Here is a 12,658-nt window from a genome sequence, read left to right as displayed (position 1 = left end):
AGGAGCCGACCGCCATGCCCCGCTTGCCCCCACCCGGCCCGGCCCGGCGACTCGCCGTCTACGCCCTCGTCGTCTGTCTGCTCGCGATCACCGCGGCCGTGGTGTCCTTCGCCCGGGGCAGCTGGCTGGGTGTGGTGTGGGTGCTGATGGCCGGGCTGTCGTCCAACATGGCCTGGTACTACGTGCGCCGCGCGAAGCTGGAGCGGCAGTCCGCCACGAGCTGAGGCCCCGCCCCGGCCCCCCGGCTCCGCCGTCCTGGCTCCGTCCTCCTGGCTCCGTCGTCCTGGCTCCGGACCGTCCGTCACGGACCTGTCAGGCACACGTCGCTGTCCTCGCGCCAGAAGCGGTACAGCCAGTAGCCGCAGTCGGAGAGCTGGTCCTCGATGCCGAGGCCCCGCATGAACGCGTCGATCACGTCCCAGAACACGCCGTTGACCGCCGGGATCCACAGCACCGCGAAGACGAGCAGCAGCCCGAACGGCGCGAGCGGCTCCACCTGACGGCGGATCCTGTACGACAGCCAGGGCTCGATCACGCCGTAGCCGTCGAGGCCCGGCACCGGCAGGAAGTTCAGGATCGCCGCCGTGACCTGGAGCATCGCCAGGAACGCGAGGGCGAACAGGAACGCCGCCGGCACCCCGTCGGTCACCTCCAGCCAGAACGGCGCCGTGCAGACCGCGGCGAACAGTACGTTCGTCAGCGGGCCCGACGCCGAGATCAGGCTGTGCCTCCAGCGGCCCCGGATACGGTTCCGCTCGATGAAGACGGCGCCGCCCGGCAGACCGATACCGCCCATGATCACGAACACGACCGGCAGCACGATGCTGAGCAGGGCGTGCGTGTACTTCAGCGGGTTGAGCGTGAGGTAGCCCTTCGCGCCGATGGAGATGTCGCCGCTGTGCAGGGCGGTCCGGGCATGGGCGTACTCGTGCAGACAGAGCGAGACGATCCACGCCGACGTCACGAACAGGAAGACGGCCAGACCGGGCTGCTCGGCGAACCCGGTCCAGGTGGCCCAGCCCGTGACCGCCATGACGGCCACGATCCCCACGAAGACGGGGCTGATCCTCCGGTCGCTCCGGCGGGACGCGGCGGTGGTCATGGGGCTCCTAGGGCTCTCGTGGACGTGTCGATCACTCGTACGGACTGCCCGACCGTACCGGGCGCAAGGCGAAAACGTCTCGCGGTCACCTCCTGGTTCCTAGGAAGGTGGGGACATGCAGGCGGGGACGTACGGTCGGGGGACGCACGGTCGGCGGTCGAGGGCCGTCCCGGCCGACCCCTGCGACGGCCCAGCCACCGGCACCGAACCGACGGAGACAATGGACCCCGTGCGTTACCGCATCCTCGGCACCACCCAGGCATCGCACGCCGACGGCACCCCGGTCCCGGTCGGCGGCGCCCGGCTGCGCGCCCTGCTGACCGTGCTCGCGCTGCGCCCGGGCCGTACGGTCACCGTGTCCACGCTGGTCGACGAGGTGTGGACCGGTGACCCGCCCGCCGACGCGAGCGGCGCCCTCCAGGCGCTGGTGGGCCGGCTGCGCCGGGCGCTCGGCCCGGACACGATCCTGTCGGCGCACGGCGGCTACCGGCTCACCGCCGCCCCCGACGACGTCGACCTGCACCGTTTCGACCGTCTCGCGGCCGAGGGCGCCCGCGCGCTGGCCGACGGCGACCCCGCCAAGGCGGCCGCGGTCCTCGACGACGCGCTCGCCCTCTGGCAGGACCCGCCGCTGGCCGACCTGCCCGACCGGACCGCCGAGGCCGCCCGCTGGGAGACCTGCCGGCTCGACGCGCGGCGCGCCCGCCTCACCGCCGCGCTCGCCCTCGGCCGCGCCGGGACCGCCCTCCCCGAACTCACCGCCCTGTGCGACACACACCCCCTCGACGAGCCCCTCCAGTGCCTGCGGCTGCGCGCCCTGCGCGACACCGGCCGCCCGGCGGAGGCCCTGGCCGCGTACGACTCCGTACGCCGTCTCCTGGCCCACCGCCTCGGCACGGACCCGGGCCCCGAACTACGGTCCCTGCACGAGGAACTGCTGCACAACGACGGTCACGCCGCCTCGCCTTCGGTCGACGGCCACCCCGCGCCGCCACCCGTGGACGCCCGCCCCGGCCGGCCGGCCTCCGGCGCCCGCCCCGTACAGCCGGCTCCCGACGGCCGTCCGCGCGGCAACCTTCGGGCCCGGCTCACCTCCTTCGTGGGCCGGGACGTCGACATCGACACCATCCGTACCGACCTGGCCGCCGCCCGCCTGGTCACCCTCCTCGGGCCCGGTGGCGCCGGGAAGACCCGTCTCTCCCAGGAGGCCGGCGAGGCGGTCGCGGCGTCCGCTCCCGACGGGGTCTGGCTCGCCGAACTCGCCCCCGTCGACGACCACGCCGACGTCCCGGAGGCCGTCATCACCGCCCTCGGCGCCCGCGAGACCGTCCTGCGCGGAGCCGGCGCCGAGGAGATGCGTGTGGTCTCCGACCGCCACGACGACCCCCTGGGCCGGCTCACCGAGCACTGCGCCAGACGCCGGATGCTGCTCATCCTCGACAACTGCGAACACGTCGTGGCCGCCGCCGCCCACCTCGTCGAGCATCTCCTCCAGCACTGCCCGGGCCTGACCGTCCTCGCCACCAGCCGCGAACCCCTCGGCGTACCGGGGGAGTTGGTGCGGCCGGTGGAACCCCTCGACCAGCCCCACGCCCTGCGGCTGCTCGCCGACCGGGGTGCCGCCGCCCGGCCCGGCTTCACCGTCGGCGACGACCCGGAGGCAGCCGCCGAGATCTGCCGCCGCCTCGACGGCCTCCCCCTCGCGATCGAACTCGCGGCGGCACGGCTGCGCATGCTGACGCCGCGCCAGATCGCCGACCGGCTCGACGACCGCTTCCGGCTCCTCACCTCCGGCAGCCGCACCGTCCTGCCCCGCCAGCAGACGCTGCGCGCGGTCGTCGACTGGTCCTGGGAACTCCTCGACGAGGAGGAACGGGACGTCCTGCGGCGGCTGTCCGTGTTCGCCGGCGGCTGCGACCTCGCCGCCGCGGAGGCCGTCTGCGGCCCCGCCGCGCTGGAGACGCTCGGCTCCCTCGTCGACAGGTCCCTCGTCGTCGCGGCCCCCACCGCGAACGGCGGGATGCGCTACCGGCTCCTGGAGACCGTCGCCGAGTACGCCGGCGAACGCCTCGCCGAGACCGGCACCCGCCCCGCCGCCGAACGGGCCCACCGCACGTACTACCGCGAACTCGCCCGCACCACCGACCCGTTGCTGCGCGGCCCCGGCCAGCGCCGGGCCAACGAACTGCTGGAGCTGGAGTACGAGAACCTCCGCACCGCCCTGCGGCACGCCGTCGCCGAACGCGACGAGCAGGAGGCGCTCTGCCTGGTCCTGTCGCTGGCCTGGTACTGGCAGATGCGCGACCTGAAGACCGAGGCCCGGCACTGGGCCACCCAGGTCATGGCGCTCGGCCCCGACCCGTTCGCCCCGCCGGCCCGCCCCGTCCCCGATGTGCGCGAGGGCCTCACCGACAGCCCGCCGCCGATGCGCCCCGAGGTGCTCGACGAGGCCCGGCGCGCACTCCACCTCGTCCATCTCGCCGGCATGGACATGGAGATCTCCGTCTGGGAGACCCCCGAGGGGAGGGAGAAGCTCCAGGTCATCCGGGACACCTACCGTCCGGGCCAGCCGCAGACCTGCCGCTTCCCGGGCTTCATGTGGTTCTACGCCGTCGTGCTCTCCGGCGACATGGAGCGGCTGCGCGTGATCCTCGACGCGAGCATCGCCACCGCCCGTGACCTCGGCTACACCTGGGAGCTGGCCCAGGCCCTGCACATGCGGGCCAACATCCTCGCCAACCGCAGCGACTGGTCAGGCGACGCCACCCGCGACGCCGACGAGGCACTGGAGCTGTGCGAACGGCTCGGGGACGCCTGGGTCGCCGCCGAGGCGCTCTCGGCGCGCGCCATGAGCCACGAGCGCACGGGCCGGTTCGACCTCGCCGCGGCCGACTACCGGCGGGCCATCGTCCATGCCGAACGGATCGGCACCAACGCCCACTCGGGCGTCCTCGGGGTCCGGCTCGGCAACGTGCTCCTGGAGTGCGGGGAGGCCGAACTCGGCGAGAAGATGCTGCTGGACGTGCTGGCGCGGCACGACACGCCTCAGGAGGCGCTGCCCGCGGCCCGTCTCTACCTCGCCGTCTGGTTCGGTCGCACCGGGCGCCTGGACGAGGCGTGGCGGCACATCACACGGCTGCGCGAGGAGTTCGAGGCCGTCGACTTCGTGCTGTTCGCCGGCTTCGTCCTCGGTCTGGAGGCATGGCTGATGACCATGGACGGGCGCCACGCCGAGGCCCGCGAACGCGTCCGCAAGGCGTTCGACCAGGCCATGGACCCGCTGGCCCAGACGATCACCCCCCAACTGCCCGCCTCCCACCTCGTCACCGCCGCCGTCGCCGTCACGGGCGTGGACGGCGGTGCCCGCGCCGGGGACGCGGCCCGGCTCCTGGGCGCCTCCGACGCGCACCTCCCGCGCGGCCACCACCCCAGCCCGCTGGAGGCCGAGGGACGCGCGCGGGCGGAGGCCGGGGTCCGGGCGCGACTGGACGACGAGGCGTACGAGGCGGCGTACGGCGAGGGCGCCGGACTCACCCTGGAGGAGGCCGGCGCCTTGATCTGAGGGCCGGCACGCCGACGGAGAACACGAACCAACGTGCGCCGGCCGTGCCTTGGCGGCCCTACCGGTCGGCCAGGATCCCGATCCGGTGGACCTGCCATGTGGCGAGCGTCTGCACCTCGTAGGCGGAGATGTCCTCCCCCTCGTGGTCGAAGATGAGCATGTGGGCGACGACCCCTCCGACGCGCAGGAACAGGTGAGTGTTGTAACCGTCGTCGTAAGCGAGGGTGTCATCGGCGTCGGCCCGGACCGACAGCGGAACCCGTGTCTGTCCCCCTCTGTCCTCTTCTATGGCGACATAGGACTTGAACCCTGCCGAGGCGTGGTCCTCGGTGTCGAAAGCCACCAGCGTGAACCGTGAATCCGTGGACGACCGGCCATAGAGGTTCTCCGCTCGGGCGGTCGCGCCTACCAGCGGGCAGCCCTCGTCGATGTCGCAGCCGTTCACCGATGTGGTCTTCTCCAAGCGTTCCCACCCCTGGGGGGCGTGGGACTCGCTGGGCAGCGCCTGACTGAGCCGAGCCGCGTTCCATCGCACCGCGACCTCTTCGGCCTCACTGGGCGTGGGGCTCGCCGAGGAGGGTGACCCCCAGTGCCTGGGCAGGGCCGACGACCCACAGCCTGGAAGCCCCAGCGCCAGGACGGTGCATACGGTGAGAGCCTTCATCCAACGAGGCATTGCGTTCCTTGTTCGGTTCGAGACCGAGCGGTCGGCCCAGTCACTCATCGGCACATCGGCAGCGAGGTTGATGATCAAGCTTTAGGGGCGGTACGGGTGTCGGTCGTGCCGGCTGCCTGCCAGTCGCGGAGGGCACCGCAGCCCCCGGACGTGAGGGTGATCCGGTCGCGCGGTGCGTTCCTGGCCGGCCGGCCTCGGCCCTGCCGGTCTCGTCCAGCCGCAGCCGCAGCCGCAGCCGCAGCCGGTACGCGCCGCCGCCGATCCAGTCCCCGACGTACCGGCTCCGGTCGAGTCGGGGCGGCTCGTACGCGTGCCAGCCGGTCCACTTCTGGAGGAACCCGCCGATCACGGCGAGAAGGAGGGCCGCTCCGGTGACAGCGCCGATCCGGGCCGCCGGCGCGCCCCAACCCGGCGACCGGCGGTGCGCGTACCAGGCTGCCGTCACGGGGAGCAGCCCGGTGCCCGCGATCCAGGCCACCGTCCACCCGAGGGGGACGTCCCGCACGGAGGTGGCCCACGCCATGTGGGCGGCGGTGACCGCGGTGGCTCCGAGCGCCGCCCGCGACTCGGCTGCGGAGCCACTACGGGCACCCCCGATCCCTGGTCATCGGCCTGGCTGCCGCCCTGACGAGGCGAATCCCAGCGGCCACCCACAGGAGCGAGGGGAGGAGGGGCCGAGCGATCCACTCTTCCGCGCTCATCGCTGCATCCCCCGTCATCGCCGACCGTGCACATCGCGGGCCGCGGAGCTCGTCCTCCGAGCTGTAGCCGGTCGCCCGTTTCACCGGAGACTTTCCGGGACGCCCGCCTCGGCCGCCTCGGGGAAACTACCTATTCACGCACGTATGCCGGGGGCGACCGAGAACTCGGCGGCGGGGCCGTCACCCCCTGATCCGGGTGTCAGCTCTTGGTGCGGAACTTGTGGATCGCGATCGGGGCCATGACCGCCGTCAGCGCCACCGACCAGCCGAGCGTGATCATCACGTCGTGGGCGACCGGCCCGCCCGTCATCAGACCGCGTGCGGCGTCTGCCAGGGAGGACAGCGGGTTGTAGTCGGTGAAGCTCCGCAGCCAGCCCGGCATCGACTGCGGCGGCGCGAAGATCGACGAGCCGAACTGCAGCGGGAACAGCACCAGGAAGCCCATCGCCTGCACCGACTGCGCGTTCTTCAGGGTCACGCCCAGCACCAGGAAGATCCACATCAGGGACGAGCCGAAGACGACGGACAGGCCCACCGCGGCGAACAGGCCCGGCCAGCTGGTGATGTCGAAGCCGATGAGGACGGCGACGGTCAGCAGGATGGTCGTGGCGAGCAGCATCCGCAGCAGCTCGACGGAGATCTTCGCGAGCAGCACCGAGGACCGGCCGATCGGCAGCGACCGGAAGCGGTCCATGATGCCTTTCTGGAAGTCCTCGTTGAAGCCGGTGCCGACGCCCATCGCGATGTTCATGCCGAGCATGGCCATCAGCCCCGGGATCACGTACTGCACATACCGCTCCTGGCCGCCGCCCAGCGCCTGCCCGATGGAGCCGCCGAAGACGTACACGAACAGCAGGGCGAACACGATCGGCATGAGGACCGCGTCGGCGACGGACTGCGGGTCGTTGCGGATCCACAGCAGATTGCGGCGCACGAGGGCGCCCGTGTGCCGGGCCTGCGCGCGCAGCCCGATCCGGCCGTCGGCGTCGCCGCTGCGGGACAGGGTGTTCAAAGGGGCGGCGCGTAGCGCCTCGTTCAGGGTGGCGGTGGGCGACGGGTGGGAGCTCATACGGCGACCTCCTCGTAGGCGGTGGACGGGGCCGGGTCCTGCGGGGCACTGGCCTTGTGGCCGGTGAGGGAGAGGAACACCTCGTCGAGACTGGGCAGTTCGGTGCTGATCGAGCCGATGGTGACGCCGCGGTCGCTGATCGCGCCGACGACGGCGGTGAGCTGCTCGTCGCTGAGGATCGGCACGAGCAGGGTGCCGTTGTCGGCGTCGACGGTGGTGGTGGCGAGCCCGGTGATCCCCAGGCCGTCCAGCTCCCTCGCGAGCGGCCGCAGCTGCGCCGGGTCGACCGGGCGGACCCGCAGCGTACGGCCGCCGACCTGCGCCTTCAGTTCGTCGATGCCGCCCTTGGCGATGACCTTGCCGCGGTCGATCACCGTCAGCTCGGAGGCCAGCTGCTCGGCCTCCTCCATGTACTGGGTGGTCAGCAGCACGGTCACCCCGTCGCCGACCATGCGCTTGACCTCGTCCCACACCTCGATCCGGGTGCGCGGGTCCAGTCCGGTCGTCGGCTCGTCCAGGTAGAGCACGGCCGGGCGGCCCGTCATCGACGCGGCGAGGTCGAGCCGCCGCCGCATACCGCCGGAGTACGTGGCCACCGGGCGCCCCGCCGCCTCGGTCAGCGAGAACCGCTCCAGCAGACCGTTCGCCCGGCCCCGGGCGTCCTTGCGGGACAGGTCGAGCAGACGGCCGATCATGTAGAGGTTCTCGAAGCCGGAGAGTTTCTCGTCCACCGAGGCGTACTGGCCGGTGAGGCCGATCACCCGGCGCAGGGCGCGGGGCTGGCGTACGACGTCGTAGCCGGCCACGGTCGCCTGCCCCGAGTCGGGCGTGACGAGCGTGGACAGGCACCGGACGAGTGTGGTCTTGCCGGCGCCGTTCGGGCCGAGCACGCCCATCACGGTGCCCTCGCGGACGTCCAGATCGACACCGTCCAGCGCCCTGGTCTCGCCGTAGTGCTTGACCAGCCCCCGTACGGTGACAGCGCGGGTCGCGCCGCTGGGTTCCTTGTCGATTCGTGTCATGCGGACGACGGTGTCAGGGGCCGCCGACAAACGACCGACAGGTCACCGACAGCGCGTGGCGGAGTGCCGGGCGCCTCATGGCTCGGGGGTGCGGGTGGTTTCGGCGGGTGCGGGTGCGTCGTGGTTTCTCGCGCGGTTCCCCGCGCCCCTGAAGGGTCGGGCCTGCGGCCCGCCCTTCGGATGAAAAGCACGGGGCCGCAGGCCCCTGCTTTTCAGGGGCGCGGGGAACTGCGCGGGAAACCACACACCACCGCACCCGCCGAACCACCCGTACCCCCGAACTATGAGGCGCCCGGCTCCTCGAGCGGCAGCGCGGGCGCCGTCTTCGCCGGCGTCTCCTCCAGCCCCGCCAACGCGATCCGGATCGCCTCGTCCAGCTGCGGATCACGCCCGGCCGCGTGGTCCTGCGGCGCCTGCACGACCTCGACGTCCGGATCGACGCCGTGGTTCTCGACGCCCCACCCGTACCCCTCCAGCCAGAACGCGTACTTCGGCTGGGTCACCAGCGTCCCGTCGACGAGCCGGTACCGACTGTCGATGCCGACGACCCCGCCCCACGTCCGCGTCCCGACGACCGGCCCGATCCCGAGCGCCTTGATCGCCGCGTTCACGATGTCCCCGTCGGAGCCGGAGAACTCGTTGGCGACGGCGACGACGGGCCCTCGGGGCGCGTCGTCGGGGTAGCTGGTCGGCCGCATCCCGCGCGGCAGGTCCCAGCCGACGATCCGCCGCGCCAGTTTCTCCACGACGAGCTGCGAGGTGTGTCCGCCCCGGTTCTCCCGGACGTCCACGACGAGGCCCTCCCGCGCCACCTCGACCCGCAGGTCCCGGTGGAGCTGTGCCCAGCCGGAGCCGACCATGTCGGGCACGTGCAGATAGCCGAGACGGCCGCCGGACTTCTCGTGGACGTAGGCCCGCCGGTCCGCCACCCACGCGTGGTACCGCAGCGGCTCCTCGTCCGCGATGGGCACCACCACGGCGTGGCGCGGGTCGCCGCCCCCGGAGGGCAGGACGGTCAGTTCGACGGCCTTGCCCGCCGTGCCGACGAGCAGCGGTCCGGGCCCGGCCACGGGGTCGACCGGCTGTCCGCCGACGGCGACGATCGCGTCCCCGGCCCGGACGGCCACACCGGGCGCGGCGAGCGGCGCGTGCGCGTCGGGGTCGGATGTCTCGGAGGGCAGGACGCGGTCGATGCGCCAGGTGCCGTCCTCGTGCCGGGAGATGTCCGCGCCGAGGAGGCCCTGCCGCCGGTCGCCGAAGCCTCCGCCGCCGCGCGGGGTGACGTAGGCGTGGGAGGTGCCCAGTTCGCCCTGCACCTCCCACAGCAGGTCGACGAGGTCGTCGTGGGTGGCGACCCGGTCGAGGACGGGCCGGTAGCGGTCGAGGACGGCCTGCCAGTCGACGCCGCCGAGGTCGGGGCGCCAGAAGTTGTCCCGCATGAGGCGGCCGGTCTCGTCGAACATCTGCCGCCACTCGGCGGCCGGGTCGACGGTCTGCCGGACGCGGCCGAGGTCGACGGTGATGTTGCTGTCGCTGTCGTCGTCGCCCGAGGCGCGCCGGTCGCTGGGGACGACCTTGAGTTTGCCGTCGGTCCACAGCAGCACCCGTTTGCCGTCGCCGCTGACGGCGTAGTGCTCGGCGTCGGAGGCGAGGTACTCCAGGCGCCGCTGGGCGAGGTCGTACCGCTCCAGGGACGTCTTCGGGTCGGGGTCGTCGGGGGTGGCCCGGGAGTGGCCGAGGACGCCGGTGACGGGGTGGCGCAGCCACAGCACGCCGTCCTTGGCGGCGCGGAGCGTGGAGTAGCGGGCGGCCTCGACGGGGAAGGGCACGATCCGGTCGGCGAGCCCTTCGAGGTCGATACGGGTGACGGGGGCGCCCTCGCTGTCCGGGGTCTCCTCCTTGTCGGGCGCCTCGAACGGCCGGCCGTGGCGCTGCGGCCCGAAGGGTGACGGGGTGGTCGCGGCGAGCGTGATGAGGTGCGGGCGGGCGCCGCTGACGAAGTGCAGGTCGAAGACGTGCTCGTCGTAGACGGGGTCGAAGGCGCGCGCGGAGAGGAAGGCCAGGTGCTTGCCGTCGAGGGTGAACGCCGGGGAGAAGTCCTGGAAGCGGAGCGGGGTGGCCTCGGTGACGGACAGGTCGGCGGTGTTGGCGAGCTTGAGCTGGCGCAGGGGGCGCGCGCCGGGGTGCGACCAGGCGAGCCAGCCGGAGTCGGGCGAGAAGACGAGCCCGGTCACCTCCCCGTCCTCGCTGCGGTCGACCTCCCGGACCTCGCCCGTTTCCCGCTCGACGAGGAGGACCCGCCCGTCGTGTGCGGCGACGGCGACCCGGCTGCCGTCGGGGGCGACGGCGAGCCCGAGGACCCGGCCCAGCTGTCCGGCGGCGAGCCGGCGCGGTGTGGTGCCGGGTCCGGCTCCCGTCGCGGGGGCGAACTCCAGCGCGTCGTCGCCCTCCGCGTCGGTCACCCAGACCACCCATTCCTCGCCCTCCACCCGGAAGGCGCGCGGCAGCCGGGCCCGCACCCCGTGCTCGGCGGCGAGCGCGCGGGCGGGGCCGGAGCGGTGGGTGACCCAGTGGACGGAGCCGCGGACGGCGACCGCGCTGCCGCGGGCGGTGTGGTCGGGTGAGGCGGAGCCGAACCAGCGGGAGGCGTTCACCGGGTACGGCTGGAGGTCGACGCGCTGCCCGCCCAGCCGGACGTCGATCTTGCGCGGCTCGGCCCCGTCGAGGTCGTCGAGCAGCCACAGTTCACCGGCGGAGGAGTACACGACCCGGGTGCCGTCGGTGGCCGCGTGCCGGGCGTAGAAGCCCTCGGCGGGCGTGTGGCGCCGCAGGTCGGAGCCGTCCGCGAGCGACGAGTACAGTGCGCCGACGCCTTCGTGGTCGGAGAGGAACGCGATCCGGTCGCCCACCCACAGCGGGTACTCCAGGTTCCCGTCGAGGTCGGCGTGGAGGCGGACGAACTCACCGTCGCCGTCCCGGTCGATCCACAGCTTGCCCGCCGTGCCGCCCCGGTACCGCTTCCACCAGGCGGCCTCGCGGCCCATCGGCGCGGACAGCAGCACGGTGGCCGGGCCGTACGCGACATGGCCGACCGGCCCGTACGGCAGTGTCGTGGCGGGTCCGCCGTCCAGCGGGACGGCCCGCGCCCAGCTCTGCCGCAGGCTGGCCTGTCCCTGGGTGGAGAGGGCGAGGACCTGCCCGTCGGGGGTCCAGCCGCGCACCTGGGTGCGCCAACTGCCCCAGTGCGTCAGGCGCTTGGCGGGTCCGCCGTCGACGGGCGCGACATGCACCTCGGGGGCGCCGTCGCGGGTGGAGGTCCACGCGAGGAGCGTGCCGTCCGGGGAGATGCGCGGGTGGTTGACGGGCATGTTGTCCGCGCTGACGCGCCACGCACGACCGCCGTCGAGAGGGGCGACCCAGACGTCGTCCTCGGCGGTGAAGGCGATCAAGTCGCCGTGCAGGTGCGGGAATCGGAGATACGCGGTCTGAACGGACTGGACGGCCTGTACGGACGGTGTGGACGGTGCGGTCTGAGTCACCCGGTCACTGTAAGCAGCGCACGGGCGTCTGGGGAGACGTTTGGATCACGTCGCCCCCCACGAACCACACTTGCGCCTTTCGCACCCTTTGCCCGTCGGCTACTTGCCCTCCGGCCAGCACTGCGGGTCCTTCTGGCACCAGATGGTCTGGGTGACGGTCACCGTCGCGGTGGGGCCGGGCCGCCCCGGTTGGTCCGGTGTTCCGGGAGTGGGGTCGGGGGCGTTGCAGTTGCCGAGCACGTCGACGTGGAACCGTTGCTTCCCGTCGACCTTGGCGGTCAGGTCACCGCGGACGCACTTGCCGTTGACCTCCTTGGTCACCTTCCCGGTGATCGTGATGTCCCGGCCCTTCTTGTCCTCGCCCTCGCAGTTGACGTTCGCCACGGTGTCGACGGAAGCGGAGGCCGAAGCGGACTTCTTCTTGTCACCGCCGTCATCGCTGCCGCCGCCGTCGCCACCGTCGCTGTCGCCGTACGAGGCCGTGCAGGTGAGCCACTGGACGTCGACGCCGTGCCGCTCCAGTTCCTTGGTCCCCATCTGGTCCGTGGTGAAGGCGACCGCGCCGGTGTTGATGCCACCTCCCTCGCAGGCCACGAGCGTGACGACAGCCACGACGCCGAGTCCGGCACGCACCAACGTCCGGCGCCCGGCGGACCGATTCACCTTTACTCGCCGCAAAACCCCCATGGAAGCCACCCTCCCACCACGGGTCCCGACCCGGAAAGACCACAAGCGGCCACGGTTCCGCTCCGCTCATCCCGGGTGTTCCCCGCGCGGCCGGGGATATCCGCGGGGCCGCCCAACAACTCGGGAGCGGGGGTGCGTTGGCGCGTGCGGGTGGCTCGTGGCTGGTCGCGCAGTTCCCCGCGCCCCCTGAAAAGCGACCGGGGCCGCGCCCCGTGCTTTCAGGATGAAGGCGGGCCGCAGGCCCAAGCCTTCAGGGGCGCGGGGAACTGCGCGAGAAACCACAACGCACCCGCAGCCGCC

9 protein-coding genes are annotated in these 12,658 nt (G+C 72.9%); 2 read left to right on the top strand and 7 right to left on the bottom strand.

Annotation, left to right across the window (positions count from 1 at the left end; genetic code table 11):
- The first annotated feature begins 14 nt into the window (after window positions 1-14).
- Window positions 15-224, top strand: coding sequence for a hypothetical protein (locus AOK15_RS11760; RefSeq protein ID WP_055515652.1), 210 nt, complete (start codon window positions 15-17; stop codon window positions 222-224).
- A 77-nt stretch (window positions 225-301) separates the two neighbouring features.
- Here the strand turns inward: AOK15_RS11760 and AOK15_RS11755 are convergent, their stop codons facing one another.
- Window positions 302-1,102, bottom strand: coding sequence for a site-2 protease family protein (locus AOK15_RS11755; protein ID WP_055515650.1), 801 nt, complete (start codon window positions 1,100-1,102; stop codon window positions 302-304).
- Between the two features lie 220 nt (window positions 1,103-1,322).
- Between AOK15_RS11755 and AOK15_RS11750 the strand changes: the two genes are divergently transcribed.
- Entirely contained in the window at window positions 1,323-4,664 is a 3,342-nt protein-coding gene (locus AOK15_RS11750) for an AfsR/SARP family transcriptional regulator (RefSeq protein ID WP_055515648.1), read from the top strand.
- A 58-nt stretch (window positions 4,665-4,722) separates the two neighbouring features.
- Here the strand turns inward: AOK15_RS11750 and AOK15_RS11745 are convergent, their stop codons facing one another.
- From AOK15_RS11745 to AOK15_RS11725, 6 genes are all read right to left on the bottom strand, one after another.
- Window positions 4,723-5,127, bottom strand: a complete 405-nt coding sequence (locus tag AOK15_RS11745) for a hypothetical protein (RefSeq protein ID WP_157870213.1) — start codon at window positions 5,125-5,127, stop codon at window positions 4,723-4,725.
- Between the two features lie 253 nt (window positions 5,128-5,380).
- The gene (locus tag AOK15_RS44945) at window positions 5,381-5,863 is read right to left on the bottom strand and encodes a hypothetical protein (RefSeq protein ID WP_157870212.1); all 483 of its coding nucleotides are present in this window, start codon (window positions 5,861-5,863) and stop codon (window positions 5,381-5,383) included.
- A gap of 377 nt (window positions 5,864-6,240) precedes the next feature.
- Window positions 6,241-7,110 (bottom strand): ABC transporter permease, encoded by an 870-nt coding sequence (locus AOK15_RS11740; protein ID WP_079058426.1) that lies wholly within the window; start codon window positions 7,108-7,110, stop codon window positions 6,241-6,243.
- Window positions 7,107-8,132: an ATP-binding cassette domain-containing protein gene (locus AOK15_RS11735; RefSeq protein WP_055515644.1), complete on the bottom strand. Its 1,026-nt coding sequence runs from the start codon at window positions 8,130-8,132 to the stop codon at window positions 7,107-7,109. Before AOK15_RS11735 ends, AOK15_RS11740 begins: the two co-directional genes overlap by 4 nt.
- Before the next feature lie 281 nt (window positions 8,133-8,413).
- Window positions 8,414-11,671 carry a S41 family peptidase gene (locus tag AOK15_RS11730; protein ID WP_055515642.1) on the bottom strand — a complete coding sequence of 1,086 codons (3,258 nt, stop codon included), beginning with the start codon at window positions 11,669-11,671 and terminating at the stop codon, window positions 8,414-8,416.
- Between the two features lie 99 nt (window positions 11,672-11,770).
- Window positions 11,771-12,358 carry a hypothetical protein gene (locus AOK15_RS11725; protein WP_240508393.1) on the bottom strand — a complete coding sequence of 196 codons (588 nt, stop codon included), beginning with the start codon at window positions 12,356-12,358 and terminating at the stop codon, window positions 11,771-11,773.
- Window positions 12,359-12,658: the final 300 nt, after the last annotated feature.

The organism is Streptomyces ossamyceticus (assembly GCF_001418475.1).
GTDB lineage: Bacteria > Actinomycetota > Actinomycetes > Streptomycetales > Streptomycetaceae > Streptomyces > Streptomyces ossamyceticus.
Note: the sequence above shows the minus strand (reverse complement) of the source record. Positions and strands in the feature narration are given on the sequence as shown.

Excerpts from the sequence above, each read along its gene's own strand:
- AOK15_RS11755 (WP_055515650.1), bottom strand. The coding sequence starts at position 1,102 with ATGACCACCGCCGCGTCCCGCCGGAGCGACCGGAGGATCAGCCCCGTC.
- AOK15_RS11760 (WP_055515652.1), top strand. The coding sequence starts at position 15 with ATGCCCCGCTTGCCCCCACCCGGCCCGGCCCGGCGACTCGCCGTCTAC.
- AOK15_RS44945 (WP_157870212.1), bottom strand. The coding sequence starts at position 5,863 with ATGGCGTGGGCCACCTCCGTGCGGGACGTCCCCCTCGGGTGGACGGTG.
- AOK15_RS11740 (WP_079058426.1), bottom strand. The coding sequence starts at position 7,110 with ATGAGCTCCCACCCGTCGCCCACCGCCACCCTGAACGAGGCGCTACGC.
- AOK15_RS11735 (WP_055515644.1), bottom strand. The coding sequence starts at position 8,132 with ATGACACGAATCGACAAGGAACCCAGCGGCGCGACCCGCGCTGTCACC.
- AOK15_RS11725 (WP_240508393.1), bottom strand. The coding sequence starts at position 12,358 with ATGGGGGTTTTGCGGCGAGTAAAGGTGAATCGGTCCGCCGGGCGCCGG.
- AOK15_RS11750 (WP_055515648.1), top strand. The coding sequence starts at position 1,323 with ATGGACCCCGTGCGTTACCGCATCCTCGGCACCACCCAGGCATCGCAC.